This window comes from Archangium minus (assembly GCF_044360475.1).
GTDB lineage: Bacteria > Myxococcota > Myxococcia > Myxococcales > Myxococcaceae > Archangium > Archangium minus.
This window is the reverse complement of sequence record NZ_CP043494.1, coordinates 2,558,232-2,584,713: the sequence shown is the minus strand read 5'-3', so window position 1 is coordinate 2,584,713 and position 26,482 is coordinate 2,558,232. Positions and strand designations below refer to the sequence as shown.

The following is a 26,482-nucleotide window of genomic DNA, read 5'->3' as shown; positions in this document are numbered from 1 at the left end:
CATCTCAGTCCGGTATCCGTTCAGCCGATCTCATCCTTCAACCAGAAGGCTTGGCCATCACGCAGTGCCCGCGCCAAGAAGTCCGAGAAGGAGGTGGCGATCTGATCGCAATAGTTCGGATCCGGCCACGCCTCGTGCCAGCCGTCGATGACGGGGTAGCGGCCATTCTCCTGCCGGGCCACATCCACCAGCAGGTAGTTACCATCCTGCACGTCGCAGAAGGCATACACTGACGCCGGACCCCACTTGTCGTCATCCTCACCGTAGATGGCCACCCGAGCCCGGACGATCTGCGAAAGAGGAAGTATCTGGTAGGGGGAATCGGGGAGCCGATCAATCAACTCGGCGCCGTTGCAATGCAGGTAGAAGGCCCGAAGGTCCGGGTCCAACTTCCAGCCCACCCGCCGCTCGAACTCCTCGATGTCCTCGAGCGTGGCGGGCGGATACGGAAAGTGCTCGCGGGAAACTTCTTCGAGCAGGCGCAGCATGGGCGTGGCCATCGTCAGTTGTCCGTGTAGGGCAGCTCGGCTCCCACTGTATTCCAGGGGGCTTTGCCGTCGTAACAGCCGGGGTATTCCCTGGTGTAGACGTCATGAACGAGCGGCTGCGCGGGGAAGATGTTGTGGGGGTCCACCGGATTCCCCCCATGCTTGAGGTCCCGGACGTGGTGTCCTGGCCACGCCTTGCCCGTCTCCTCGGGCCAGTCCCCGAACCTCTTGCTCCACTCCTGCCGGAATGCGTTCCTCCGGCCCTCCCATTTGTCGCGCTCGGTACGTGTCGCCAGCTTTGACAGCTCGGCGTAATCGCAGCAGCAGTGATAGATGCCGTAACGGCTCCCAGCCTCAACATCCACGGGCAAGACAAAGAGACTCCCTTCCCAATCGAGTTTCAGATCGGCCAGCCACATGCAGCCCTTGAGCACGTGCCCCTCACTGGCGCACTGCATCTGACATTGATTCATGAACTCCCGGCGGCACTGCCAGGGACCGTAGAAAAGGGTCGTCTTCATCCGCCCGCCCGGCACCGTCAGCCAGGGCAGTTCCTTCTTCACTGCGGGCTTGGCCCCGGGAGATGGAGTGGGTTTGGTTCCGAGGTTGGCTGAGCCACACCCGGTGAGGAACACCCACAGCACCACCGCTCCGGCCAGCTTCATGGGAATTCCCCCTCTGGTCATCGCCATCCCCTTTTGGCTCCTGCAGGTGGACCGAGGCAACCTCCACCGCCGCATCAAGGCACTCGGCATCCCCGCTGTGTGACCCGATAGGATGGCGTCACCATCCAACGTTGAGGGGGACACGACATGAACGCCAAGCAGGCCCGCGAGTTCTATCTGGAGTACATCACCACCATTTACAACGAGGGCCGGGTTGATCAGCTCGAGCGGTTCTACGCGCCCGACGTCGTCCCCCACCCACCCGTTCCCGGAGCAGAGTCAGGTCTGGAGGGGTTCAGGCAGGGCGTGAAAGGCTTCCTGGAGGCATTCTCTGAGGTCCGGCTCACCCTCGTCGACTTCGTCTTCGAGAAGGACATCATGGCGCCCCGCATAACCATGACCGGCATCCACGTCGGGAACTTCATGGGCATTCCAGCCACCGGGCGGCGCATGGAGATCGCCGACCACCCCCACTACCGGCTCCGGGACGGAAAGATCGTCGAGTACTGGGACATGCCGGACCTGCTCACGCTGATGATCCAGCTCGGGGCAATTCCCGCTCCCGGCCAGGGCACCTAAGCGACACCCTTCAACCAGTCATGGCGCCCCTTGCTCCGCAGGGCCCGCTCCAAGAAGTCCGAGAAGGAGCTGGCGATCTGCGCACTGGCAGCCGAGGCTGGCCAGGCCTTTGGATCGCCGACAATGAGCGGATAGCTGCCGTTCTCTTGACGGGCCACGTCCACCAGCACGTAGTTGCCCCCCTGCAGGTCGCAGAGGGCGTACATCGATGCGGGGCCATGCGCGTCATCGTCGCTTCGCTTCCCGAAGATAGCCACGCGCGCCCGGACGATCCTCGACAGGGGGCGGATCGAGTACGGACAGTCCGTGGACGTCTTGAACAACTTCGCGCCATTGCAATGCAGGTAGAAAGCCCGAAGGTCTGGGTCCAGCTTCCAGCCCATCCACTGCTCGAACGCGTCGAGCTCCTCGGGCGTGGCGGGGGGAAGTGGGGAGTGGTCGCGGGAGACCTCTTCAAGCAGGAGGCTCATGGGCGTGGCCATCGTCAGTTGTCCGTGTAGGGAAGGTCCGGTCCCACTGTATTCCAGGGAGCCCGACCGTCGTAGCAGGCGGGATCGTGCTCGTTCCGATGTCATCAGTACATCACCCCGCGACATCACGATGTGGGAATGACATCCTCGCCACGGCTCGGACCTCGTGTTTTCGCGCAGTTGCAGCACCCGGCGACCTGGAACGCTACGTGCTCATCCCCTCCCGCATGAACCGCACCGCACTCCTCCTCTGCTTCCTCTCGCTCGGGGCCAACGCGCAGGACACCGCTGGCTCCAACACTCCGGCCGTGGACACCAACACCCCGGCCACACCCACTCCCGCCCCTGTGGACACGGCGCCACCGCCCACGGGCGCCACCGAAGCGCCTCCCTCACGCGAGGAAGATCCCTGCCTCGCCGAGGAGGAGGATGAAGCGGACGCCGAGGTGCTCGGCGCGCTGCGGCTGATCATCAACGGGGAGAACCGCGCGCTGGCGAACGTGAAGCTTGAGGGACTCGAGCGCATCCCCGAGCCGGTGGTGCGCGAGCTGGCCCGCGTTCCCGCTCAAGGCCCGATCTCCGCGGAGCAGGCCGCGCTCATCCTCCAGCGACTGGCGCGCACGGGGCTGTTCGCGAAGGTGACGCCCGCGGTGCGGCTCTCGGAGGGCTCGACGCCCGTGCTGGTGGTGACACTGGAAGAGCAGCCCTACGTCGCGAGCGTGGACATTGAAGGACTGCGCTCGGACGAGCTGCGGGACGTACAGGACGAGCTGTTCCGGCTACCTCCCTACTCCTTCGACGAAGGCGAAGACAAAGACGACGACACCACGGTGAGGGTGCGCATCGAGACGCGAGAGGCTCGGGTGCACATCGCAACCACCCGGGAGTGCCCGTCGCCGTACCCGCCGAGGCAGCTGCTGGCCTCGTACAAGCAGGGCCAGTTCCACCCGGGCTTCGTGTGGCGGGGTCTGCCCGGGGCGCTGGAGCGCGCGTTGGACGAGATACGGGATGAGGGCTACCAGCTCGCGAACCTCGAGGCCACGCTGACAACGGACGGGCGGTTGGTGGTGCGGGTGGACGAGGGGACGGTGGAGGCCGTGGAGGTGCAGGGCGTGGAGGAGGACGTGGCAGCGCGAGTGCGCGAAGTGCTGGGCATCAAGCCCGGCGACGTGCTGCTGCGCAGCGACCTGCGCCGTGCGGAGGAGCGGCTGGAGACGGAGCTACCCTTCCTGGCGCTGCGCGACGTGGAGACGAGCGCCGAGCCAGCCACGCGCTTCGTGGAGGAGCGCGGCGAGGACGGCGTGCGGCGCTACCGGCCAGAGGAAGAGAAGGAGAGGAGCAGGCAGAGGAAGCCCAGGAACGAGGAGGTCGAGCTGTCCTGGGAGGGGCTGTCGGGGAGGTGGAAGCACGGGACGGAGGACGCCATCACCACGCAGGGGCGCCGCGTGGTGGTGCACGTGAGCCCGAGGGACCCCTCTTTCGACGTGGACCTGATTCCCATGCACACGCAGGTGACAGGCTTCGCGCCTGGCCTGTCGGGCTCGATGAAGCTGTGGGACGTGCGCAACCGGGTGCACCTGGGGCTGGACGCGGCGCTGACCATTCCGCTGCGCTGGGGAGGCCAGCGGATTCCGGGCGATCCGGAGCGGACGTCATTCCAGCGGCGGCTCAACTGGCTGGCGGGGGCGAAGCTTCAGGTGCCCGTGTTGCGGCTCGCGGAAGCAGGCGTTCAGATCTACGACTTCACGGACACCTTCGACCGGTGGCGCATGGGGGCGATCGACTCGTACATCTACTCCGCCCTGCTCAACCGTCCGGACTCGGAGTACTTCCGTCGCCGCGGCTACACGGGCTTCGCCACCTGGCGCTTCGGACCGAAGTGGCTGCTGGGCGCGGAGTACCGCCGGGACACGTATGACTCGCTGGTGAGCTTCTCGCCGCCGTTCTCCCTCTTCCGGAGAGACTCGGCGCCCTTCCCTAACTCGCCGGTGGACGAGGGGCGGATGGCGTCGGTGGTGGGCCGACTCGAGTACGCGAGCGACGCGGGCCGAGCGGAGAACGTGGGCTCGCTCTTCCGCAACCCCGAGCTGTCGCTGCTGCGCAACGACTGGGAGTGGCCGGAGCGCACGGCGGTGCGCAGCCTGCTGACGGTGGAAGTGGGTAGTCCCGAGCTGGGCGGTGACGAGGAGTTCCGCTTCTGGAAGGTGGTGAGCGACAGCGCGCTGTACGTGAATACCAGCCGTCATGGAGGCCTGCGGCTGCGCTTGCGCGTGGCGGGAGGCGAAGACCTGCCGTTGCAGAAGCAGGAAGCCCTGGGCGGGTGGAGCGCGCTGCGCGGCTATGCCTTCAAGGAGTTCCGAGGAGATGCCTCGTTGCTCGCGAGCGCGGAGTACCGATGGGGCTTCCTGGGGGCCTTCGCGGACGTGGGCTCGGTGCACCAGGGAGAGGCGGGCTGGATGGATCCGCGGTTGGGTGTGGGCGCGCAGCTCTACTTCGGGGACTCGGTGCACCTGAGCGTGGCGTGGCGCACGGACGAGCGGGCGTCCCTCAGCCCCGAAGCGCGGCTGTTCTTCGTCCGGCCCTTCTGAGACACCATGAGGGGGCTCGGAAAGAGCACGAGGAGGAGGCTCGGCGTGGCCCTGGTGGCTGCGATGGGCCTCTTCGCGTCCCGAGCCGGGGCGGAAGAAGCACCGCGGGTGACGTGCTCGGCGACGCGGGTGGGACGGCGTGTGGTGGTGCGGCCCGAGGCACTCGCGCTGGTAGCACCCGAGTTGGAGAGGCTGATCCGGCTTGGGCTCGCGGGGAGGCTGGAGGTGGAGCTGACGCTGCTGCGCCACCGGCCGCTGTGGTTCTCCTCGCGCGTGGACGCGACCAAGCTGACGCAGGTGCTGGCGTACTCAGCAAAGGCGGGCGGCTGGATGTTGGACGGAAGGCCGCTGGCATCGGGGCCGGAGACGCTGGAGCTGGAGCGGGTGGCGTGGACGCTCGACGAGGAACCGGAGGAGACGGCGGCCCTTGTGGTGGAGGTGGGAGTGCGGCTGCAGGTAGTAACGGCGGCGAGCCTGGGAAAGGTGGCGCAATGGCTCACGCAGGGGGAGACGGCAGAGGAGAAGCGCTCGGCACTGACACGGGGCCTACTGCGCACGGTGGCGGAGGACCTCACGCGTGGAGCCGAGGGCCGCTGTACCGTCCAGACTCCGTAGTGAGCGGGTGCCCCACTACTCCCTCTCCCCTTGGGAGAGGGTGGGGGTGAGGGTAACCGAGCCCGTTCTTTTCAACCCGTGGCCCATAGTGTGGACAGGGGATTCAACCCAGTTTCACTCGATACCCTCACCCCCCGCCCTCTCCCAGAGGGAGAGGGAGCACTACCCCACCCGCTTCTTCGGGCTCGCATAAGGAGTGAGGAGGTCGGGCCGATCCACCAGACAGCGCAGCGCCCTGCCGGCGAAGCTCTCCAGCTTGTCGATGAAGGCGAAGTCGTGCTCGTCGCCCGCCTCGTGCGCCAGCTCATGCAGGACAATGCCGAGCGTCTGCGGCGCCAGCGGATCATCCAGCCGCACCTGCCCACGCATGTTCACGCGCAGCACACGGCGCTCACGGTCGTACTCCGCGTCCACATGAGCGCTCGGGTCACGCACCTTGCGCTCGAAGAACTCCACGCGCACTTCCCGCCCGATCAGCTCTCGCGAGAGGCAACGCACCATGCCCACGAAGCGCTCGGCGCGGGGCCCGGGGTTCACCAGGACGTCACGCGGTGGGCCCTCCATCCGTTCCACGTATGCGTCCGCGGACTCCACGATCGTCTCGAGCTGCTCCAGCGCCGTGAGCGGCATGCCCCGCAGATCCACCACCTTCGCCCCGAGCTGGCGCGCCCGGTCATCTGTCCGCGCATCCACCGACAGCACCGCGCGCGGTGGCAGCACCTTCGCCACGTAGGCCTCGAGCGCGTCCTCGCTCAGCGTGAAGTGCGAGAGAACCTCCGTCACCCACGCACCTGACAGCTCCTGGCGGTTCAGCTCGGGCGCCAGCGACTCGAGGAGGATGGCCGCCAGCGTGCGCTTGTAGGCATCTCTCGCGGCATCGCGCTCGGCCGCCAGCGGAATGCGCTGCTGCACGTCGACGTGCCACGGCAGGTGGTGCGGCTCCACCGGCAATCCCAGCTCGAAGAGATGAGGCGTCTCACCAGGGCGCGGGTGGTAGAGGTCCACCCGAGTGGCGCGCTCGACATACCGCTCCACCCCCCGGTGCAGCTCCACCGTCTCCAGCACGCAGTCCTCCAGCGACTCCTTCACCCGAGGCGTCCGCACCGTGCGACCATTGATGATCAGCTCGACCCCAGGCGGAGGGATGGTGAGGCGCAGCAACCCGACAGCCTCCTCGCGCTCGCTGACACTCGTGCGGCGGAAGAGCCGCAGGCACGTGCCCACCAACCGCGTGTTGGGCTTCACGTGGCGCCCGGTGTGATCAAAGACGAGCGTGCGCCCCACCGTCTCCACCTCGGCGTGGTCGCTCGCGGCGATCATCTCTTTCAAGCCACGGCCCTTGCGTCCCCGCCACGTGGGAGGCGTGTCCTTCTCCCCGAGGAAGACGGTGAAGGCGAACTCGTCACGCGCCAGTCCCGCGGGCGCATCGTCCTCGATGCGGACCTCGTCCTCGGCCAGGCGCACCTTCACCCGGCTCGCATTCTGATCGAAGGCGTTCTGCAGCGCTTCACGAACGAGCTGACCGAGTGGCCGGGCGCGATTGGAGCGCCTCCATCCCTCCTCCGACAACTCGAACCACTCCGCACGACCATTCCGGGCCTGGCTCATCCAGCCCTCAACACCTCGGGACGTGCATCTCTTCCCGCGCGAGCTCTCTCGAATGCCCACCTTCCAAGAAGATGACGCGACACTCGCTCCACCAGGGCGGGTGAAAGATGACGCGGCGCTGGCCTATCAGCCCGGGGGAGTGCTAGGCCCCTCCGCAGAAGTCGCTGTCTAGCTCTTCTTCGGGGGAATCCAATGCGATTTGCCGTTGCACGTTCCTGGGGTGTTCTTCTCGCGGCCTCCTTGATCAGCGCATGCTCCTGCTCCGGCGGAGGCGGAGGTGGCAAGGACGGAGGAGGTGGAGGCGGAGGAAGCACCGATGCCACGCACTTCTTCCTGCCCACCAAGACAGGCGACAACACCGCGGCCCCCTCGCTCGCGGTGGATGGCGCGGGGGGAGTGCACACAGTCTACCCCACGTATGCGGGAGGCGGCGCGTATTACGCCTATTGCGCGAACGGCTGCCAGCGCGCGTCGGACATTTCGGTCGTGCGCTTTGAAACCGAGGGAACGGTCGCCAACGTGGCGCTCACGCTCAACGCGCAGGGCAAACCTCGCGTGCTGATGTCCGCGTACGCCAAGGTGTACTACGCCTCGTGTGACAGCAATTGCACCGACCAGAGCGGCTGGAAGGTGACGCCGATCATCGAGCACAGTGGAAAGAAGGAAGTGACGGGGCCGGCGTTCGCGCTCGATCCCCAGGGCCGGCCGCGCTTCCTGCTCCACACCCACATCACATATGCCGGCATCGGCCAGGGCGAGCCGCGGACCGAGTACGTCACCTGCGACACGAACTGCCATGATCCGAGCGCGTGGAAGGCGTACCCCATCGCCGAGCAGATCTGGCATCGGACCCGGCTCCGCTTCAACGCGGAGGGCCAGCCCCGTCTGGGCACCATCGTGCGCCTCCCCGACGCGAGCGTGGGCTTCAGGGACTACGGCACCTACGTCGAGTGCCACGGCGACTGCACCCAGGATGACGCCTGGGAGGGCGTCGCGCTCGTGGAGGCCTACGCGGACGAGAACGAGGCGGTGACGCTCAAGCCGTCGATCTCCCTCGACCTCACCTCCAGCGGAGCGCCTCGGCTCCTCGTCCTCGCCGCGGGCGCGGGCTCGAAGAAGCAGCTCCTCTACATGTCCTGTGATCAGCAGTGCAAGACCGGGGATCAGAACTGGACCCGGCAGCTCGTAAGCGAGAACGCGGAGATCACCGACGGAGTGGATCTCGCGCTCGATGCGCAGGGACACCCCCGCGCCGTCTACTCGCTCGACTACAACATCATGCTCGCGAGCTGCGACGCGACGAACTGCACGGCGACCGATGCGAAGTGGACGCCCCAGGTGGTCGAGGCCGCGAACAACATGAAGGCGGACGAGATCTTCCTCTACGAGAACTGCACCGTCGGCACGTGGTTCCTGCACACGCCCTCGCTCGTGCTCACCCGGGATGGTGGGGCAAGGATCGGCTACCAGTCGCGGGACGTGAGCGGCGGTTGGATCAAGAAGGATCCGAATGGACCGGACTGCGTCGCTGGAACCGACATGACGTGGAGCCGGCTCGCGGTCATCAAGCCCTGACACGCTGAAGGGCGGGGCTTGGCTCCCCTGGGGCGCGCCTGAAGTGGCGCGCCCCAGAGGGACTGCTCAGCGGATCTCGCTCTTGCAGGTCGCGCTGCAGCCGTCGTAGTTGGTGTTGTTCCCGTCGTCGCACTCCTCGCCGTAGTCCGGGTGGTGGACCCTATCGCCGCAGCGGGGAGCGAACACGCAGCTCGGGGCGCACTGCCCGTAGCCGCCATCGTTCACGCCGTCATCGCACTGCTCGCCCTCATCCACCTTGCCATTGCCGCAGGCGGACGTGCACACGGAGCGGCGCGTGGCGAAGTTGTTGAGCGTGAGCTGGTACGAGGAGCCCGAGGTGTGGCGCTCCGCCTGGAACACGACAACCTCGTAGATCTTGCCCACAGAGAGGCCGAGCTCCCCTGCTTTCTGGGAGAGGGTGATGGTCCCCGACTCCGGGTTATGGACGCCGCCGAGGTCGAGCGCCAGGCGGCCATTGATGAACACCCAGACATCATCATCGCCCCGGAAGGAGAGCACCTCGTCGCCCTCGTACTGGAACCAGTAGCGGGCCTCGCTCGTGAAGTTGAAGTTGTGAGCAACTCCGTTGGCGTCGTTGCGCTTGCTCTCCTGGCCCGACGCCACCCAACCCGCGTTGTCGAGCGGGAAGAAGCTCTGGCTATCGAAGAGGTACGAGCCCTTGTCGGCCTGAAGGTCGAGCTTCAACGTACCGACCACCGTCTTGTTGACGTTCGGCGTGTCCCTGTACCACTGGTCGAACGCGGCCTTGCCATGGGTGGTGTTGGAGCTGACGCCCTCCTTCGCATAGACGGGCTTGCCATCCGGACCCAGCGTGGTGGCGACGATGCCCTTCTCCGCGCCGTTGGCGTTCTCGAAGTCGATGTGGCCGGTGGACGGGTAGAAGCCAATGCCCATGAAGTCGCGGTAGACGATGGGAATCTCCACACTCGGCGGGAGGGCGCTCTCGACGAACTCGCAGGAGAAGCCCTCCTCAATCTGACACGTCGGAGAGCAGCCATCATGGGCGCGGGTGTTTCCGTCATCGCACTGCTCGGTCGTGTCGCCGGGGAGCATCACGCCATCCCCGCACACGGCCTGACAGACGCCATTGGAGCACCGGGGCTCTCGCTGGCACAGGGGCGAGCACCCATCGCCCATGTTGTTGTTGCCGTCGTCGCACTGCTCGGCTCCCTCAATCAGCTTGTCGCCGCAGACAATGGGGGTGCAGGGCTGACCGGGCTGCTCACACTTGTACCCGAACTCGAGGCGACACGTGGCACTGCAGCCGTCTCCCGCCGCCGCGTTGCTATCGTCGCACTCCTCGTCACCCGCGAGGATCGAGTCACCACACTCAGCAGCCCAGCAGCGACCGCCGGTCGGCATGCAGGCCCAGCCGGGCTCCGTGAAGCAGAAGGCCGAGCAACCATCGCCATCGGTCTTGTTCCGGTCGTCGCAGGTCTCGCCCGCGACCACGGTACCGTTGCCACAATCGTGACCCTGCGTGCAGGCCTTGCCCGGCTCGACGCATGCCCACCCCTGCTCAACCTCGTTGCAGAGCGCCGTACACCCATCGCCGCTCGTCGTGTTGCCGTCGTCACAGGCCTCCGTGTCCTGTTTCACGCCGTCGCCGCACTGGCTGTCATTTCCTCCGGGCGGGTTTTTGTCGCCACCTCCACATGACACGAACGAAACGAGAAGAGAGGCGAGCACGAAACTCACGAGCCGCGATCGGGAAGGACGGATGGACATGAGAGCGAATGCTGAGAGTGCCAGGCCCGGAGTGTCAATCCGCCCCACTGCGGCTACACGTGGTTACATGGGGAGGGGCCGGCCCGGTTGCCGGCCCGCTTGAAGCGTGCCGCACCGCATCCCGTTGACTCACCGCGAGGAGAGAGCCGCCACCAGACGAGCCGCCTGCTCGCGGACTTGGCGCTCCGTGCTGGCCTGGGCTCGCCGCGCGTGCGTGAGCGCCTTCGATGCATCGCTGTCCGCCAGCGCGAGCGCCAGGTTGAGGTGCACGCCCAGGTCGTCCGGGTGACGGGCCAGGGCCTTCGCCAGCACGGCGCGCGCCGCGGCCGCTCCACCCGGACGCGACAGGTGCAGCACCGCCAGGTCATTGGCCGGCCCCACCTCTTCGGGAGCCAGCTTCACGGCCTCCTCCAGCAGGCGCTGGGCCCCGGCATCATCCCCCTGCCTGCGGCGCAGCTTCGCCAGTGCCAACCGGACGTCCGTGGAGCCCGGAACACGCTCGAGCGCCTGCCGGAGGTTGCGCTCGGCATCCTCGTTCTTTCCCGCCATCAGCAGGGAGATGCCGTGCAGGTAGATGGCGTCCGCGCTCTGGGGCAACAGCAGGCGCAGCTCAATGGCGGACCGGACCGCCTCCTCGGGAGCACCCGCCGCGAGGCAGACCGTGACGAACTCGCGGTGGAGGCTCGGCTCGCGCGGCGCACGCAGGAGCGCCTGACGCAGGTTCATCATCGCCGGGCCCAGCTTTCCCTGCATCACCTGCACCCGCGCCGCCAGCAGCAGCGGCAGGTGCTCCGTGCGGGAGTTCCCCGCGGCGTCCTGGTAGCACTTGAGCGCCTCGTCCAGACGCTTCTGACCCTGGAGCGCCATGCCCAGGTAGGTGAGCACCTGGGTGAGGCCCGGCTGCAACCGCAAGGCGCGCGCCAGCTCGCGCTCCGCGGCGACGTACTGGTGGGCCGTCAGCAGGGCCCGGCCGTGGTTGAGAATCTCGAAGAAGCCCGCCTTGGGTTGGGAGGCCAGGGCACCGAGCAGTTCCAGCGCGCGCGAGTTGCCCGCCTCGGCCTCGAGCCGCGCCAGGTGGCTGAGGGCCTCGGGGTGCGTGGGATGCAGCTTCACCAGCCGCTGGAGAAGGGTACGCGCCGCCGTGTCGTCGTATTGCGCGAGTCGCAGGCGAGCCAGGCCCAGCAGCGCGCCGGCATCGGAGGGGTTCTGTTCGAGCGCCTTCTCGAAGTCGCGAGCCGCCTCCTTGAGGAGGCCCTGCTTCATGAGTCGCACGGCGGAGGCGGCCAGCTTGGAGACGGTCATAGCGTTGGAGGCGTTCATGGAGTGGGAGACGTTCATGGCGTTGGAGAGCAGGAGGGATGTGAGGGGATTCAGAAGGGGTAGATGTCCTCGAGGAAGTCCCCCACGTTCTCCGCCACGTCGCCGATCACCTCGCCCAGATCCTCGGCTGCTTCGATGACACTCTCGGCCACGTCCCCCACGAACTCCACGCCGAGCCCCGCGGCCGTCTCGACGAGGGCCTCGAGGATGTTGCCAGGGTTGATGGAACCCTCCACCTCCACACCCACGCCAACGCCGGCAACGACCTCCACGCCTGCCTCGAACTCGATGGAACCGTTTTCTCCCGTGCCAATGTCGAAGTTCGCGCTGCCCGCCACGCCCGCGGTCGCGCTGGCGGTGATGCTGCCCTCGGCGAGCACATCTCCCTCATGCTTGAGCTCGATGGAGCCCGAGATGCTGGCCTGTACGCCCGCGAACCCCTCCGCCGAGGCGTTGATGGACACCGTTCCATCCGTGCCCACCACCAGGGAGATGTTGATCTCCCCATGGACACCGGCCTCGATCATCGCCGAGAGATCCACCTCCACGGTGTACGTCTCGCCGCCGACCTCGAACTCGTAGGTCTGGTTGGCACTGGCCCCGGCCTCCGCCGCCGTGGCGTCAACCTCGACGGTGACCCCCACTTCGAGTCCTTCCTGAGTGAGCTCCGCGTTCGCGTCGAGGTTCACATCGAACGAGGGACCCTCCACGTACGAGTCCGTCTCGACATCTCCGGCCGCGTACGAGCGGGTCGGGGCCGCCGCAGCGGAGCTCCGCTGACCTGCCACGTTCGAGCGCGCAGCCCCTGCATCAAAGGAGGATCGGCCATTCAGGATGTCGAGCGCGGATTGCGGCTCGTTCAGCCCCCGTCCCTGGAGCGTCCCCGCTCGGGCGATGGACGGCGCAGTGAGGGTGTTCTGCGCCGGGCGAAGCTCCACCTTGAGACCCTGCTTCCTCTCGGAGGGCTGCGAACCGAGGCGAGGCTCCACCCGCGAGGCCTGCACACGAGCCACGTTCGGCTTCGATGCAGGGGACAGGGAAGGCGAAAGGCGGGGAGAGCTGAGGCGAGAGGAGAGGGAGTTCATGGGGGGCTCCGAGCAGCAGCGGGTCGGTCGCTGCGAGGTTGCTCGTGTGTACGGAGCCCTGGACCAGGCGGTTACATGCGGTCTTTTTTTCCTTAAAAAAGGGAGAGCAGCGCCACGCGAATCAGGGGTCCAGCCAGCTCGAGTCCGTGCGACCCAAGCCCTTCAGAGCCCGCTCTGCCGCCTTCACGCCGAACCAATTGGCCTCCTCAAAGAGGGCCATGCCACCCAGGTCCGAGTGCGCGAAGTGCAGCGCGTCGCCCAAGCTCTCCTGGGCCGCGAAGCGCGCCGGGCTCCACATGAAACCTGGAGAAGGACGCACCATGGCGTGCCCCCAGCGCATCACCTCCAGGCGCCGCGCCTGACCGGCGATACCTGGGTGCGCAGCCATCAGGTCTGCCATCACCAGGCCCTCCCACTCGGCGTAGCCGGCGGAGAGAACCTTCTGTCGCTCGGCCTTCACGTCGAGTCCGGCCATGGGCAGGTACCAGGTGAGCACCGTGGGGCCGTGCTCCACCATGCGCAACCGCTGGTGCGTGGCCACCACGTAGCCCAGGCTTCGGCTCTCGTAGAAGACATTGTCCCAGGCCTGCGGGAAGCCAAAGGACATGGGCGACTCGGAGAGCGTCAGGTTCGCCACCACCCACGGCCCGTACTGGAAGGCGCCCAGCCACTCGGGGCGCTTCTGCCGCCACGGCGCCACCACGTACCCCGCAACGAAGCGCGGGCACGCCAGCACCACCTGCCGCGCCCGGTACGCCCGAGGCTTCCCCGTGCCCGCCTCCACCGCGTCCACCCGGCAGCCGCCCTCCACAGGCTCCACCGTGTGCACCAGCACATCCCGCTCCACCTGTCCCGGAGGCAGCGAGGACATCAGTTGATTCACCAGCCGGCCGTTGCCCTCGGGCCAACTCAGGAAGCCTTCGCTGCGCTCGCCCTTCCCGTCCTGCCGCGCGGCGAAGTACCAGATGCCCGCCCACGCGGAGACGCCCTCGGCCGTGGTGCCGTAGTCGTCCCGGCACGCGTAGTCCACCAGCCAGCGCAGCCGAGGCGAGCGGAAGCCCTCTGCCTCCATCCACTGCGCCATCGTCACTCGGTCGAGCGCCGTCCACTCGGCGTCGTCACTGGAGAGCGCCGTGGGCACTGCGAAGGCCTTGCGTCCCTTCGCGTCACGCGCCGCCGCGAAGGCATTCATCCGCGCCTCGAAGCGCTCCAGCTCCGCGAGGTCCGCGGGGCTCGCTCCAGCACGCAGGTACAGCCCCTCGTACCACTCCCCCTTGTAGAAGAGGCGCTCCTCGGGCTCGCGGATGAGCAGCTCCTCCTCGAAAGTAGGGAAGCCCTGCGCGTCCACGCCCGTCACCACGCCCATCTCGCGCAGCAGCCGCATCACCGGCCCGGAGTCCACCAGCGGGGCCGGCAGGTAGTGCGCGCCCCACGGGTACGCGGACACCTCGTTGCGCCCCGAGCGCGCCGTGCCTCCCGCCTCCGCCTCCAGCTCCAGCACCCGCACGTCCTTCACGCCCGCGGCCGCCAGTCGCCACGCAGCGCTCAGGCCCGCTACGCCAGCACCCACCACCAACACATCCACCGTCTGGGTTTCCGCCGCGCGTGGCAGCGGGCCACCTCGCAGCTTGTGGCCCACGTCCACTGCCCGGTCCACGATGGCTCCAGGCACCAGCTCGCGAGCGCCCGTTCTCCGGCATGCGCTGGCCGCCACCGCCGAGCCGAGGAACGCGGCAACGAGCTCCCGCCGCGTCAGTTCCACCGCCGCCACTCCTCCTCGTAGTAGTGGACGAGCACCTGGTTGTTCAGCCGATTCACCTCCGCCGGCAGCGGCCCCATGTCCATGGGGAACAGGGTGAGTGTGGCGTGCGTGTCGTCCGTGAGGAAGCGCAGCCCCTCGGGCAGCGGGCGGCGCGGCAGCGTGCCCTCGTGGGCCACCAGCACGTAGCCCCACTCACCGAAGGAGGGCACCAGCGCGTGGTACGGCAGCGTCCAGAAGCCCGCCGCCTTCAGCGTGGTGTCCACGCACCAGAAGGAGCGCCGGGCGTAGAGAGGCGAGGTGCTCTGAATGACGGCCACTCCGTCCGGGGCCACCCGCCGCTTCAGCAGCTTGTAGAAGCCCGTGGTGTACAGCTTGCCCAGCGCGAAGTTGTTCGGATCCGGGAAGTCCACCACGATGACGTCCCAGGTGTCGCGCTCCTGGCGGAGGAACTCCATCGCGTCCGTATTGACGACGCGCATGCGCGGATCCGCCAGTGAGTGCGCGTTGAGCTCGGCCAGCTCGCCGTAGCCCGAAGCAAGCTCCGTCATCGCGGGATCCAGGTCCACCAAGGTGAGCGTCTTCACCTCGGGGTAGCGGAGGATTTCCCGTGCCGCGAGCCCATCCCCGCCGCCGAGCACCAGCACCCGCTCCACCTTGCCCGCGCGCACCATGGCCGGGTGCACCAGCGCCTCGTGGTAGCGGTACTCGTCGACACTGGAGAACTGCAGGTTGCCGTTGAGGTACAGCGAGAAGCCCCGCTTGCCCCGCGTTACGACGATGCGCTGGTAGGGCGAGCTCGTCGCGTGCACCACCTCGTCCGCGTAGAGGTGCTCCTCGGAGAAATTGGTCAGCCTGTCACCGAGCACCAGGCCCACCACCAGCAGGAGGCTGAGCACCACCGCCTTCACCCGCAGCCGATTGGGGTGGGCCAGCACCGGCGCCAGCAACCACGTGCTCCACAGACCCACGAGCGCGTTGAGCAACCCGAAGAGCAGCGAGGTGCGCACCAGCCCCAGCTTCGGCACGAAGAGCAGCGGGAAGGTGATGCTCGCCGCGAGCGCGCCCAGGTAGTCGAACGTCAGCACCTGGCTGACCAGGTCCTTGAACTTGAGCTGGTCCTTCAGGATGCGCAGCAGCAGGGGAATCTCCAGCCCCACCAGCGTGCCGATGACCAGCACGCACCCGTACAGCACCACCCGGAACATGTCCGTGAGGGCGAAGGTGAGGAAGAGCAGCGGCGCACACGCCCCGCCCACCAGCGCCACGCCCAGCTCTATCTCCACGAAGCGCTGGGGGACGCCGCGCTCGATGAAGCGCGACAGCCAGCTGCCAATCCCCATGGCGAACAGGTAGCAGCCAATCACCGTGGAGAACTGGGTGATGGAGTCGCCGAGGAGGTAGCTGGCGAGCGCGCCGACGATGAGCTCATAGATGAGCCCACACGTGGCGATGACGAGGACGGTGACGAAGAGGAGCGTCTTGTTCAAAGCGGGTACTGCCTGCGGCGGGGCGTCAGCCCGAGATGGCCGCGGCCACGATGATGGCCAGGCCGATGATGAAGGAACCCATGACAATGCCGAGCGCCGTGTTCTGGTCGACCTCGATTTCCTTGTGCACGTCGAAGGGCATGATGAGCCGGAACACGAACAGGCCCGCGACGAACACTGCCAGGCCCACCAGCGAGTACACGACGCTCGCGAGCAGGTTGCCCACGTTCACCACCACTGCCAGCACACCCATCAGCATCACTTCCCTCCCATGAAACCGCCGGTCCTGGTGCGAACTCCGCTGCCACGCACGCCCGCCTGGCCCCGCTCCGAGCGGGTGAAAGGCTCCCAGCCCGAGAACGCCATCAGGGCGTAGAGGATGACGATGACTCCACCGATGTACTTCATGGACACCCTCCCTCAATCATCCGAACCCGAGCCCAAGTTGCTCTCCGCCCAGCGCGCCGACTCGAAGCTGGAGGAGCGGAAGAACGTCACCAGGGGCCCGATGAGCAGCAACACCAGCGCCCAGAAGAACCAGATGAAACGCGGGGTGTCGCTCACGAGCGTCACCCTGTAGTCGTGCCCCCGGGACAGGCCGTCGAAGAACGCCGTGGTGCGCAGCACGTAGCGCCCTGGAGGCACCACGGACAGGTACTCCTCCTCCCGCTGGCCGCCCTCGCTCCACGACTCACCCGAGTCGCTGCCGTGGTAGTAGCTCACCTCTTCGTAGAAGCTGATGACCTCGCCGCTCTCCTCGTTCACCAGGTCCCCCTGCACGCCCAGCCAGTTGTTGCTGACGGACGAGAGCAGCTCCGCACGCACGTTGCCGCGCTTGTGGATTTCGAAGGGCTGGCTGAACTGCATGGCCTCGGGCGTGCCGGAGCGCACGTCCGGCGGCAGGCTCACCTCGTGAACCAGCACCGTCTCCTTGGCGGCCATCATGTGCACCACGAGGAACACGGCGAGCAGCGCCGCCCCCCAAATCCCCGTCCACGCCCAGATGGGCGAGTTTGAGTGCGGGTTGGGCTGGCTGGAGGCAATGCCCTGGGGAGTGGGCAGGGGCTCCTTCAGCTGGAACGCCTCCCGCACCACCTCGGGCGCAAGGTACTCGCCGCGCGTGTACGACACCTCGTTCTCGGTGCGGTCCACGTTCACCGAGTACGGCGGCGCGACGTACTCCTCCGCCTCCGCGTACTCGCCCGCCTGCACCTCCCAGTAGAACTCGCCCAGCACCGTCTCGGTGACGGCCGTCACGTTCTGGAAGGCGCGGTAGCGCTTCCCTTCCAGGTGCGCGGCGACTCCCTCGGCCACCGCCACATCGCCCGCATCCAACGGCTCGAGGAACACCCAGTGCCCATTGGAGTTCATCAGCCAGGTGAAGCCGTGCGACCGGTTGAAGAGGAGGTACTCCTCCCACGGGTAGCGGACGCCCTCCACGTCGCACGAGCGCACCAGGAAGCCGATGCACACCCACTCGGCGTCCTTCAGCTTGCCCCGGGCGCCCAGGGGAATGAGCGGCGCGTGGTCCGGCTTCTCCAGCAGCTGGAGGAAGGCCAGCTTGCCCTGGGTGGCGTCCAGCAGCGCGCCGCAGAAGGGGCACGCCACGCGCTTCGTCCGGTCCGGCGCGCGCAGCTCCAGCGGGCCGTTGCAGTTGGTGCAGCGCGCCTGCTGCAGCGACACCTTCTTCACCTTCGGCCGGAACTGGTCCGGAGGAACACCCAGCTCCTCCAGCTTCAGCTTCTTGCCGACGTACACCTCGGGGTCGCTCGTCCCCGTGCCGAAGTCGAGTGTGAGGAAGACGCCGCGCGGGCCCGTGGCATCCACGTAGTAGCTGTCCGCGCTTGGGTCCACGTCACTGGGGAGCTGGCCCGCGGCGGCCACTACCCGCCCGTGCCCGCGCTCCTCCACCACCAGCCGGTGGTCTCGCAGGCTGAAACGGTGGCCGGGCGCGAAGTCGTCGTACGACAGCCCCGGCTCAGTGCCCGAGGCGATGAGGAGGTGGAAGGCGCCCTCGGACTCGGAGAGCCAGCCGGTGCGCCCGTCGTCAAACTCCACGTACCACTCGTCCCAGGGCCCCGCGCCGTGGTCCTTCTGGAGGTGGCCAACCAGCCGGTAGCCGCTCCGGCCAATGCGCCCCTCCACGTTGAGCTGCAAGGGCGAGTCGGTATCAACGATGGCGCCAATCTTCCCATGCGCCTCGAGGTTGATGCCCTTCTTGGCCACCACCGTCTGGCAGTGGCTGCACACCACCACCAATGCCGTGCCCGCGGTGAACTCGATTGGCGCCCCACACGAGGGGCAATTTCCCTGCGTCACGCCCCCACCCCCCGAGGCAGCTCACGAACGCGGCAGGAGGCCGCGCCCAGGTGCCGAGCCAGCAGCGCCTCGAAGTCCGGGCGCGTGCGTGGACGGCAGCAATAGACATTCAGCGCGGCGAAGCCATGCTCCGGAAAGGTGTGGATGGCCAGGTGACTCTCCGCCAGCAGCGTGAGGCCGGTAATGCCGCCCGGCTCCGGGAAGACGTGCCACTGCGGCTGACCCACCACCTTCAGCTCCAGCAGCACGATGAGCTCCTCGAACAGGGCCGCGAGTACACTCGCGTCCTTCAGGCGCTCCGCAGAGCACCCGCTCGCATCCACCAGCCATTCCTGTCCGGTCGTCAGCGTCCTTCCTCCGCGTGGAACGCCCACCTTCTACCACGGATGCCTCCCTTCTGTGGCCTGGAGAACGGACAGGCCCGGCCCTGGTACGCTTCGGGGCTGTATGTCGCAGAAGGATCTCGCTCCACCCTCCCTCGCTCCCCTCCCGCCCGACGGCGAGCGCTCCGCCCCCAACACCCTCCGGACGCCCGCCACGGGCGCGGTGGCGCGAATGCTGCGCTCGCTGCGTGGACTGCCCGAGGCCCGGAGCAATTCGGGCCCCGGGTGCGCGGGCATGGCCGGGTGGTTCAAGGCCGAGACAGCACCGCCCACGGACATCACCGCCCGCTTCCGCGAGGTGCACCAGCGGGTGCGCGAGGGCGAGCCGGTGCTGCCAGACGAGGCAAAGCGTCACCTGTACCTGCTGGTGAAGGGGATGCTGGGGGACGAGATGCCCGGCTACCTGGAGGACAACCAGCGGCGCCTGGAGAAGCGGGGACTGGAGACGCGCGAGGTGGCGGTGGACACCGAGGGGCGACTCCTGGACAACGTGGAGGTGGTACGCGACGCGCTGCTGGACGCCATCCACTTCCGCCGCACGGTGGTGCTGGTGGGCCACAGCAAGGGAGGCGTGGAGGCCATGAGTACGCTGGCGCTCCACCCTGAGTTGCGCCGCCACGTACGCGCGGTGGTGGCGTTGCAGGCGCCGTTCGGCGGCTCGGTCATCGCCAACGACTTGGTGACGACGCCCGCGCTGAGGCGGTTGCTGGATGTGACCTTCCCCTCGTTGTTCCAGGGGGACGCGGCTTCGGTGGAGGACCTGTCGTACGCGAAGCGGATGGAGTTCGTGCGCCAGCACCCCTACCCCGCGGACATCCCGACGGTGGCACTGGCGACGTCGCGGCTGTCGCGGCGCTCGCTGATGCGGCCATTGTGCGCCTACGTGCACGAGCGCTACGGATGGGCGTGCGATGGGATGGTGAACGCGGTGGACGCGGAGGTACCGGGCTCGCGCGTGGTGCGGTTGGACGACATGGACCACGCCGAGGCGGCACTCACGGGAGTGCCCGGCTTCTCCAACTACTACCCGAGCGACGTTACCGAGACGATGGTGGCCCTGGCGCTCGACGCTCCGGCCCGATGAACCAGACGATGTCTCCAATATCGGGGGCGCGTCCGAGCCGTGCCCACGCCGAGTCGATCCGTACGAGATGCTCGCCCACGGAGCCCTCCCAGAGGCGGTAGGCACCACCCGGAAGAAGCTCGACAGCCCTGAGCAGGCCCTGGTTCAGCAATGGCTGTAGGGCACAAAGGGCTTCGTGACGAATCTCATCCTCCGAAGCACTTGGAATGAGCTGACGGATGTCGTCAGCAATCCACCAGAGGCCGATGTCACTGTCGGCAGCGGCCTTGACCCAGCGCATCCGAGCATCCTCCAGTGCCTTGTCGATGTTCATGGGACGAATTTGATCTCGCGGATTCCAATTCCAGGGACGCGGACGTCAATTGTAGGCGGACCCGAAGTAGAAGCAGGGCGAAGACCAATCGTGCCCCCACCAGGAATCCGGACAAGGGTACCCGGGTAGGTTGTTTCCGTGATGACGGTTCCGCCAATCGAGAGTCGGTCGAACAGCCCTCGGGCCTCACTCAATCCACCCTTCAAAATCCTGATTTGAGCGCTGGTTCCTTCTGAACCAATGAGGCGACCTCCAGGCCTCAGCGAATCATCAATGTTTTGCGTGAGTGAAAGGTCATCGCTTTCGGTTCCCGTATTGGGCTCAGTGCCTTCCCTGCTGGTCCTCCGCGGAGAGTCTCCACCATCACCCTTGTTCTGGGCCGTCATCGCGACCGCGCCCGGGGCCAGCGCGATGGTGAAAGCACCCTCGGCGGAGACCGCTACCGCTTGTACCTCTCCCACCGCCGCCAACCGGAAGCCCCCTTGCGTCTCCGCCAACACCGCGGCCCGCGAGTAGCCGGGCAGCCCTGGCCCCTTCGTCGCCAGCCCCGCCGTACTTCCGATGGCCGCAGTCGCCAGCAGCACGAAGGCCCGCGCCGCGTGCCTGCCCATGACCTTGCCGTACCGCTCTCCCGCCGCACCCAGTTGCTCGAAGGTCGTGGCCTGGTTCACCTCCCCCACCAGCCGTATCCAACCTCCAATCAGTCCCCACACCGTGTCGATTCCCAGATACGCGATGAGCCCGGCCGTCAACGTCGCAGCAAGCCCTTTCGACAACGGCTCGGGCAGCAGCCACAACATCATGTACATCGCCATCGCGGACACGATGTTCGCCCGCACTGCCGCAGGGTCCGCCATCTCCGTTAGCGCCGCTTTCGTCTCATCCCACACCGCATCCACGGCGATGGCCATCGCCAGCGTGTACCGCCCATCCGCATCGAGCGAGGGTGTGTCCTTCAACAGCGAAAGGCAGTCCCGTGGTTGGCGCTCGCGCTCGCACCAACGCTCGTAGCCGCGCGTCAGCCCGTCCTGCTCCGGAATCCGCCGCGGTGCTTCCGGTGAATCGAGCACCAACCGCCGGCCCGTCCACTCCAGATGCACCTCCTCTTGCCAAGACTCGAACATCAACGCTCGAGCAAATCGCAGAGGCCTCGCGACAGGCCGCACGTCCCGGACCAACTCCGCCATCGCCTCCCGGAGTTCGCCCTCGCGCAGCGTCACTGGCTCCTGGCTGCCTCGTGGTGGGTAAACGAGAGGCCTGCCCTGTCCCGTATCCAGACGCACGACCCGGATGGCGGTGCCGCAGCCGACAAGCAGGAGCAGCAGCACGGCCATCCAACCGAGTCGCATGGAGACTCCCACGGAAGCTCCGGGCCACTCACCCATCACCGGAGACAGGTGAGGGCCCGTGTCACAGCACCCGCGCGCAGCGCCTCACGCCGCGGCAGTACGGGCCGCGGAGACCGCCTGGGCGAAGCTCGCCATCACATCCCCCACGAACACATAGGAGAGGTACGTGGGTGACGTCTTCGCCTCGCTCTGACGCAGGCGCCGGAGCGCCTCGCCCACGGTGAGGTGATTCTCCTTCAAGTCCGTCACCAGCTGCTCCACCGCGTTGCGCGCGTGCGCGTCCTGCACGGGCCACAGAGGCGCGATGAAGCCGGAGAACTGCTCGCTCACGAACGTCTCAGCCCAGCCCCCGATGCCACCGAGCATGTCCGTGGCCGTGCCCACCTCGCAGGCGTTGAAGATGACGAGCGGCCGGGACCTCTGCCCCAGCATCGTCATCGAGTTGCGCACCTCGAGCGTCCGCAGCTCGCCGTCCTCCAGGTAGACGCAGGAGGGCGACACCTCGTTGTTCGCGCTGTACTTGCCGTGCCCGGCGAAGTGCACCAACCCCACGGGTCGGCCGTAGCCCCCGCCCAACAGGCTCAGCACGGGCTGGCGCCTGCCGGCGACGCGCACCGCTCGAAACCGCCTGGCGAGCTGCAGGGACTCCGCCTGCGCCTGCGGAAGAGGCGCCAGGTGCGGGTGGAACTGGTAGTCCGGAGCGATGGTGAGGATGTCCCCGTGCGTCAGCCGCGTCGTCAGCGACGTCTGGTAGTCGAGCAGCCACCGCGCCACCGGGTGGTCCATGCACAGCAGCTCCGCGTCCGGCACATCCGTGGGCGCCATCAGCTCCCAAGGCACGTGCGGATCATCGGTGATGAACTGGATGGGGAAGCCCGGCCCGTACTGCTTGCGCAGGGCGCGAAACGTCTCCCGGAACGCGTTCGGCGTCCGCTGGTAGAGCAGCTTCCCCAGCCCGAGGAACCAGTTGTAGTGCTCGCCCGAGCGCAGCTCGCGCGCCGTCGCGGCCACGCTCTGGAAGAAGGCAGCCGGGTCCGAGCCCAGGTCCAGGTCGCCAGAGAGCCGAGCCGGCAGTCCCTCGCACGGCACCGCCACGTGGAGCATCCAGTACAGGCGCCGAGGGTTGCCTCGGTCCAGTCGGTGGATCTGCACCGTCAGGTGGGGCTTCTCAGCACCCGCCTCGAGCACGAACGTCCCCTTGCCCTCATCCTGTGCCCCAGCGGAAGCCGACCCCGTTCCGGGCAAGGGCGGCATCGTGGGGGAACGCGAGGAGGAGGACGGACCCGCGCTCCCCGTGCCAGCGGACTCAATGGGGATGCGCCGGCGAGCCGCGCCGCAGAAGCGCCCTCCGTACTCGAAGGTGGCCACCACGGTGAGCTCCCCCGCTGCGCTCGGGTTGACGGTGCCCGTGAGGGTGGCGGGGATCGACTCGGCGTTGCGCTGCACCAGCACCACGCCCGTGTCCGCCCCCGCCCGGAACGTCATCTCCGAGCAGAGCAGCCGAACCTTGATGGGAAGCTCCGTCCAGTCGGGCGGCAGCCCGGAGACGGTGACTCCCGCGGACTCCGTCGTCGAGCCCACCTCGGTCAGCGCCAGGTCCACCGTCAGGGGAAGTGCTTGTCCCGGGCGCGCGGGCACCACCGGCTCCACCAAGGGGTAGCGGGTGATGCGCTGCCCCTCGTCGCGCACGGCCGGCCCATCGATCGCCTCCGGCGGGGGCTTCACCAGCGTGGAGGAGTGGGGCTCCACCGACCGCATCCGCTCCGGGTCCTGCGGCTGCGAGAAGCTCACCAGCTGGTCGACCACATCCTCCTCGTCCTCCGGCAGCTCGCCCGCGCGGTGGAAGACGGCGAAGACGTCCGTCACGGGCATGACCTCGGGGCCGCCCTTCACGATCACGCGGTACAGACCGGGCGGCAACGGGCGCAGCGTGCCCACGTGGAAGCCGTCGGCATCACGCGCGAGTGCCGTCGAGAAGGGCTGGCCTGTCTTCACGTTGGTGACGTAGGCCTGGAGCGACACGGGCTCGGCCGAGGGACGAACACGAACCGTCACGGGCTCGTCGTGCCCGAACGCATCCTCGAGGTGCAGCGACAGGCTCCGCGGCGACGGCCCGAACAGGCTGTCCCGGTACTTGTTGAGGTTGATGTCCTGCCCGGTGAGCACCCCCTCCACGTGGGCCAGCACCTCGAAGGCGTTCTGCAGTGAGGCGTGGGACGTGGGGCTGTACATGGCGCGCACATGGTGGTGCTCCTCCAGCGGCAGCGCGGAGACGCGAGGCACCGTGCCATCACCCCCGAGGTCTTCGCCATTCGGCTCGCTGTGGAGCATCTCCAGTGACCCGGACGCGGTGAGGCGAACCCCCTGCAGTGTGGGCTGGAAGGTACCCACCACCGGGTAAAGCGTGTAGCCCTGCTGGGGGTTGAAGTACTTAGGGTCCTTCGAATTGGTCGCCGCCGCCCGCTCGATCTCCCGCTGGAAGGCGAGGCCCTGCGCGGCCTTGACGGCATCGAGCTGGCCAAGGCCCTGGGTCTCGCCCGGCCGGACGGTGCGTCCATCCGGCAACTGCACGCACTCGTAGATGGGCAGGAGCTGATACGCCGACGGGAGCGAGCGCACCATCTCGGACAGGTCGAAGAGGTTCACCGGCCCCAGGTTCTTGCGGAAGCCCAGCGCGAGCGCCTGCAACGCCATGAACGAGCCGCGGTGGGGCGTGCCGAAGGTGATGAGCGCGCGCGTGTTCTTCCATCCCTCGAGGCACTCGAGGAAGTAGCGCGAGACGACGCCGCCCATGGAGTGACCCACGAGGATGAGGCGCGGCTCGTCCTTGGGGTCCTTGGAGGAGCCGCCGATGCTCTTTCGCCACGCATGGAGCCACCGCTCGGACTCGCGGGCGAGCCGCTTCGCGGTGAAGCGGATGTCGCGCCGCCAGTCGTAGGGGAACTCGAAGAAGTTCGCGCCGGGGATGAGCCCCAGCCGCCCCACCAGCGTCTCCGCCACGCGGGTGTAGCCATCCACCTTCCACAGCCCAGGGATGAGATGCGTGTCGGGCAGGACGGCGGTGGCCTCCACACCATCGTCGGCGAGCTCGCCCCCGCTGTCGGACTTCAGCGTCAGGGACTTCACACTGCCCGCACCGCTGAAGAGGGCGCGGAAGATGGCACTGCCGGACAGTCCCCAGATCTCCTTGCCGTCCCGCTTGAGCACACTGCCGAGAAGGCCCGGCAGAAGAACGACGACATCCTTGATGACGGTGGCCATGGTTACCTCCAGAGGGGACTCTCTCTCGGGCGCTCCTACGGGCGAGCACCGAGAGAACTGACGATCCCCGGTATTCTACGGTTCCCTCCCGACTCACCGGAAAAGCACAACGGTACGGGACTGAACGCTCTGGGCGGACGTGAGCGGTTCTGAACAGCGGTTCAGAGGGGCTCATTCCTCGGGAGCACGGGTTGCGAGCACTCTTTCGCTCTGTAGGATGCCCGCCCCATGCGAACGAGACTCCTCACGACCGGACTCCTCCTTCTCTCCCTGACTGCCTGCTCGAAGGACAAGGACAAGCAGCCGGAGGGAACTCCCCCCACAGGCACGACGCCCCCGGCGAAGACGCAGAGCGCCCCGGCCAACACGGGGACGCAGGCCCCCGCGAGCCCCGCGCCCCAGGCCGCCCAGACGGACACGGAGCCGAAGGTGCATGGCTCCAGCGCGGTGCCCCGCTCGCGGCCTCCCGGGGAGAAGCCGGGTCCCTGGCAGCAGAAGGCGCTGAGCGGTCAGGAGCTGTACGCCACGCTGGAGACGAACCACGGCAACGTCGTGGTGAAGCTCTTCTCGAAGGACGCGCCGCTCACGGTGGCGAACTTCGTGGGTCTGGCCACCGGTGAGCAGGCGTGGAAGGACCCCAAGACGGGTGAGGAGAAGCAGAACACGCCGATGTACCAGAACATCCTCTTCCACCGGATCATCTCGGGCTTCATGATCCAGGGTGGAGATCCGCTGGGCATGGGCGTGGGCTCGCCGGGCTACACGTTCGAGGATGAGTTCCAGAGCGGCCGGACGTTCGACAAGCCGGGCATCCTGGCGATGGCGAACCGGGGACGGAATACGAACGGGAGCCAGTTCTTCATCACGGTGGCGCCGCAGCCGCGCCTCAACGGCGGGTACACCATCTTCGGCGAGGTGGTGAAGGGCTACGACGTGGTGGACAAAATCTCGAAGGTGCAGACGGGTCCGCAGGACAGGCCCCTGCAGGACGTGGTGATGAAGAAGGTGACGGTCAGCGACACGCAGCCGAAGTAGTGGAGCGAGTAATGCGGAGTGTGAGAACGCGCCTGGGCGAGCTGGACTGCGTGGTAGTCGACGCGATTCCCGAGGGAGCGAGTCCGGAGCTGGCGGTGGTGTTGTGCCATGGCTTCGGAGCGCCGCCCACGGACCTGGTGCCACTGGCACCGGAGTTGGTGGAGCTGAAGCCGGAGCTAGGGCCGAAGGTGCGGTTCGTGTTTCCGGCGGCCCCGCTGAAGCAGGCGATGATGGGGCAGAGCGTCCCCGCGTGGTTCAACCTGCCTCCCGAGGTGCTGATGGGGCAGGAGCGGGACTGGGATCAGTTCGCGGCCTCGACGCCGGAGGGGCTGGCCCAGGCGCGGCGCGGGGTGATGAGCCTGCTGTCGGCGCTGTCCACGGCGACGAAGCTGCCTTATGGGCGAATCGTCCTGGGCGGGTTCAGCCAGGGCGCGATGGTGACCACGGACGTCGCGCTGCGGCTGGAAGAGGCTCCGGCGGGGTTGTGTATCCTGTCGGGGACGCTGATCTGCCAGGACGAGTGGAAGCAGCGCGCGGAGCGGCGCACGAGCATGCCGGTGTTGCAGAGCCACGGACGGTACGACGACATCCTGGCGTTCCACGCGGCGGAGCGGCTTCATTCGCTGCTGACGAACGCAGGGCTGCCGGTGGAGTTCCTCCCCTTCAACGGGCCGCACACGATCATGCCGGACGTGCTGGAGCGGATGGCGGAGTTCCTGCACAACCGTCTCGAGAAGCGTTGAACCC

The 26,482-nt window shown here is 67.4% G+C and carries 23 protein-coding genes; 7 read left to right on the top strand and 16 right to left on the bottom strand.

Annotated features, from left to right (window positions below):
* Positions 1-20: 20 nt before the first annotated feature.
* Positions 21-500 carry an SMI1/KNR4 family protein gene (locus F0U60_RS10585; RefSeq protein WP_395817484.1) on the bottom strand — a complete coding sequence of 160 codons (480 nt, stop codon included), beginning with the start codon at positions 498-500 and terminating at the stop codon, positions 21-23.
* A 2-nt stretch (positions 501-502) separates the two neighbouring features.
* Complete coding sequence (locus F0U60_RS10580; protein WP_395817481.1) at positions 503-1,153, bottom strand: hypothetical protein; 651 nt, start codon at positions 1,151-1,153, stop codon at positions 503-505.
* Between the two features lie 147 nt (positions 1,154-1,300).
* On the opposite strand from F0U60_RS10580, the gene F0U60_RS10575 reads away from it, so the two are divergent.
* Positions 1,301-1,732, top strand: coding sequence for an ester cyclase (locus tag F0U60_RS10575; RefSeq protein ID WP_395817478.1), 432 nt, complete (start codon positions 1,301-1,303; stop codon positions 1,730-1,732).
* Here F0U60_RS10575 and F0U60_RS10570 read toward each other — a convergent pair.
* The gene (locus tag F0U60_RS10570; protein WP_395817476.1) at positions 1,729-2,214 is read right to left on the bottom strand and encodes an SMI1/KNR4 family protein; all 486 of its coding nucleotides are present in this window, start codon (positions 2,212-2,214) and stop codon (positions 1,729-1,731) included. The two genes, F0U60_RS10575 and F0U60_RS10570, sit on opposite strands and share 4 nt — an antisense overlap.
* A gap of 197 nt (positions 2,215-2,411) precedes the next feature.
* Here F0U60_RS10570 and F0U60_RS10565 point away from each other — a divergent pair, with 197 nt between their 5' ends.
* Both F0U60_RS10565 and F0U60_RS10560 read left to right on the top strand, forming a co-directional pair.
* Positions 2,412-4,790, top strand: a complete 2,379-nt coding sequence (locus F0U60_RS10565) for a hypothetical protein (RefSeq protein ID WP_395817473.1) — start codon at positions 2,412-2,414, stop codon at positions 4,788-4,790.
* Positions 4,791-4,835: 45 nt separating this feature from the next.
* Positions 4,836-5,405 (top strand): hypothetical protein, encoded by a 570-nt coding sequence (locus tag F0U60_RS10560; protein WP_395817470.1) that lies wholly within the window; start codon positions 4,836-4,838, stop codon positions 5,403-5,405.
* Between the two features lie 162 nt (positions 5,406-5,567).
* Here F0U60_RS10560 and F0U60_RS10555 read toward each other — a convergent pair whose 3' ends face one another.
* On the bottom strand, positions 5,568-7,013 hold the full coding sequence (locus tag F0U60_RS10555) for an ATP-binding protein (RefSeq protein WP_395817468.1): 1,446 nt from the start codon (positions 7,011-7,013) through the stop codon (positions 5,568-5,570).
* A gap of 240 nt (positions 7,014-7,253) precedes the next feature.
* On the opposite strand from F0U60_RS10555, the gene F0U60_RS10550 reads away from it, so the two are divergent.
* A complete protein-coding gene (locus tag F0U60_RS10550) occupies positions 7,254-8,588 on the top strand; it encodes a hypothetical protein (RefSeq protein WP_395817465.1) in 1,335 nt (444 codons plus the stop codon).
* A 66-nt stretch (positions 8,589-8,654) separates the two neighbouring features.
* On the opposite strand, the gene F0U60_RS10545 is transcribed toward F0U60_RS10550, so the two are convergent.
* From F0U60_RS10545 to speD, 9 genes are all read right to left on the bottom strand, one after another.
* Positions 8,655-10,337, bottom strand: a complete 1,683-nt coding sequence (locus F0U60_RS10545) for a DUF4215 domain-containing protein (protein WP_395817462.1) — start codon at positions 10,335-10,337, stop codon at positions 8,655-8,657.
* A gap of 129 nt (positions 10,338-10,466) precedes the next feature.
* A complete protein-coding gene (locus tag F0U60_RS10540) occupies positions 10,467-11,657 on the bottom strand; it encodes a tetratricopeptide repeat protein (protein ID WP_395817459.1) in 1,191 nt (396 codons plus the stop codon).
* A gap of 50 nt (positions 11,658-11,707) precedes the next feature.
* Positions 11,708-12,670 (bottom strand): Circumsporozoite protein, encoded by a 963-nt coding sequence (locus F0U60_RS10535; protein ID WP_395817455.1) that lies wholly within the window; start codon positions 12,668-12,670, stop codon positions 11,708-11,710.
* 193 nt (positions 12,671-12,863) lie between these two features.
* The gene (locus tag F0U60_RS10530; RefSeq protein ID WP_395817452.1) at positions 12,864-14,504 is read right to left on the bottom strand and encodes an FAD-dependent oxidoreductase; all 1,641 of its coding nucleotides are present in this window, start codon (positions 14,502-14,504) and stop codon (positions 12,864-12,866) included.
* Positions 14,495-15,991, bottom strand: a complete 1,497-nt coding sequence (locus F0U60_RS10525; protein ID WP_395817449.1) for a polyamine aminopropyltransferase — start codon at positions 15,989-15,991, stop codon at positions 14,495-14,497. The genes F0U60_RS10530 and F0U60_RS10525 overlap by 10 nt, the downstream gene beginning before the upstream one ends.
* A gap of 25 nt (positions 15,992-16,016) precedes the next feature.
* On the bottom strand, positions 16,017-16,244 hold the full coding sequence (locus F0U60_RS10520; protein ID WP_395825166.1) for a DUF350 domain-containing protein: 228 nt from the start codon (positions 16,242-16,244) through the stop codon (positions 16,017-16,019).
* Between the two features lie 5 nt (positions 16,245-16,249).
* Positions 16,250-16,399, bottom strand: a complete 150-nt coding sequence (locus F0U60_RS10515) for a hypothetical protein (RefSeq protein ID WP_395817446.1) — start codon at positions 16,397-16,399, stop codon at positions 16,250-16,252.
* 12 nt (positions 16,400-16,411) lie between these two features.
* Entirely contained in the window at positions 16,412-18,310 is a 1,899-nt protein-coding gene (locus F0U60_RS10510) for a DUF4178 domain-containing protein (protein WP_395817443.1), read from the bottom strand.
* Positions 18,307-18,633 (bottom strand): S-adenosylmethionine decarboxylase, encoded by a 327-nt coding sequence (gene speD, locus F0U60_RS10505; protein ID WP_395817440.1) that lies wholly within the window; start codon positions 18,631-18,633, stop codon positions 18,307-18,309. Before speD ends, F0U60_RS10510 begins: the two co-directional genes overlap by 4 nt.
* 124 nt (positions 18,634-18,757) lie before the next feature.
* Here speD and F0U60_RS10500 point away from each other — a divergent pair, with 124 nt between their 5' ends.
* Positions 18,758-19,777: a lipase gene (locus tag F0U60_RS10500; protein WP_395817437.1), complete on the top strand. Its 1,020-nt coding sequence runs from the start codon at positions 18,758-18,760 to the stop codon at positions 19,775-19,777.
* Here the strand turns inward: F0U60_RS10500 and F0U60_RS10495 are convergent.
* The 3 genes from F0U60_RS10495 to F0U60_RS10485 all read right to left on the bottom strand — a co-directional run bounded on the left by F0U60_RS10495 (position 19,731) and on the right by F0U60_RS10485 (position 24,700).
* The gene (locus tag F0U60_RS10495; protein ID WP_395817435.1) at positions 19,731-20,090 is read right to left on the bottom strand and encodes a hypothetical protein; all 360 of its coding nucleotides are present in this window, start codon (positions 20,088-20,090) and stop codon (positions 19,731-19,733) included. The genes F0U60_RS10500 and F0U60_RS10495 overlap by 47 nt on opposite strands.
* Entirely contained in the window at positions 20,087-21,439 is a 1,353-nt protein-coding gene (locus F0U60_RS10490; protein ID WP_395817431.1) for a hypothetical protein, read from the bottom strand. Before F0U60_RS10490 ends, F0U60_RS10495 begins: the two co-directional genes overlap by 4 nt.
* A gap of 84 nt (positions 21,440-21,523) precedes the next feature.
* The gene (locus F0U60_RS10485; protein ID WP_395817428.1) at positions 21,524-24,700 is read right to left on the bottom strand and encodes a CHAT domain-containing protein; all 3,177 of its coding nucleotides are present in this window, start codon (positions 24,698-24,700) and stop codon (positions 21,524-21,526) included.
* Between the two features lie 228 nt (positions 24,701-24,928).
* Between F0U60_RS10485 and F0U60_RS10480 the strand changes: the two genes are divergently transcribed.
* On the top strand, positions 24,929-25,735 hold the full coding sequence (locus F0U60_RS10480; RefSeq protein WP_395817425.1) for a peptidylprolyl isomerase: 807 nt from the start codon (positions 24,929-24,931) through the stop codon (positions 25,733-25,735).
* Between the two features lie 11 nt (positions 25,736-25,746).
* Positions 25,747-26,478: an alpha/beta hydrolase gene (locus F0U60_RS10475; protein WP_395817422.1), complete on the top strand. Its 732-nt coding sequence runs from the start codon at positions 25,747-25,749 to the stop codon at positions 26,476-26,478.
* Positions 26,479-26,482 lie beyond the last annotated feature (4 nt).

Coding starts and splice junctions, on each gene's coding strand:
- F0U60_RS10515 (WP_395817446.1), bottom strand. CDS start 16,399: ATGAAGTACATCGGTGGAGTCATCGTCATCCTCTACGCCCTGATGGCG.
- F0U60_RS10585 (WP_395817484.1), bottom strand. CDS start 500: ATGGCCACGCCCATGCTGCGCCTGCTCGAAGAAGTTTCCCGCGAGCAC.
- F0U60_RS10475 (WP_395817422.1), top strand. CDS start 25,747: ATGCGGAGTGTGAGAACGCGCCTGGGCGAGCTGGACTGCGTGGTAGTC.
- F0U60_RS10480 (WP_395817425.1), top strand. CDS start 24,929: ATGCGAACGAGACTCCTCACGACCGGACTCCTCCTTCTCTCCCTGACT.
- F0U60_RS10580 (WP_395817481.1), bottom strand. CDS start 1,153: ATGAAGCTGGCCGGAGCGGTGGTGCTGTGGGTGTTCCTCACCGGGTGT.
- F0U60_RS10540 (WP_395817459.1), bottom strand. CDS start 11,657: ATGAACGCCTCCAACGCTATGACCGTCTCCAAGCTGGCCGCCTCCGCC.
- F0U60_RS10555 (WP_395817468.1), bottom strand. CDS start 7,013: ATGAGCCAGGCCCGGAATGGTCGTGCGGAGTGGTTCGAGTTGTCGGAG.
- F0U60_RS10575 (WP_395817478.1), top strand. CDS start 1,301: ATGAACGCCAAGCAGGCCCGCGAGTTCTATCTGGAGTACATCACCACC.
- F0U60_RS10570 (WP_395817476.1), bottom strand. CDS start 2,214: ATGGCCACGCCCATGAGCCTCCTGCTTGAAGAGGTCTCCCGCGACCAC.
- F0U60_RS10490 (WP_395817431.1), bottom strand. CDS start 21,439: ATGCGACTCGGTTGGATGGCCGTGCTGCTGCTCCTGCTTGTCGGCTGC.
- F0U60_RS10500 (WP_395817437.1), top strand. CDS start 18,758: ATGTCGCAGAAGGATCTCGCTCCACCCTCCCTCGCTCCCCTCCCGCCC.
- F0U60_RS10485 (WP_395817428.1), bottom strand. CDS start 24,700: ATGGCCACCGTCATCAAGGATGTCGTCGTTCTTCTGCCGGGCCTTCTC.
- F0U60_RS10495 (WP_395817435.1), bottom strand. CDS start 20,090: ATGAACATCGACAAGGCACTGGAGGATGCTCGGATGCGCTGGGTCAAG.
- F0U60_RS10545 (WP_395817462.1), bottom strand. CDS start 10,337: ATGTCCATCCGTCCTTCCCGATCGCGGCTCGTGAGTTTCGTGCTCGCC.
- F0U60_RS10520 (WP_395825166.1), bottom strand. CDS start 16,244: ATGGGTGTGCTGGCAGTGGTGGTGAACGTGGGCAACCTGCTCGCGAGC.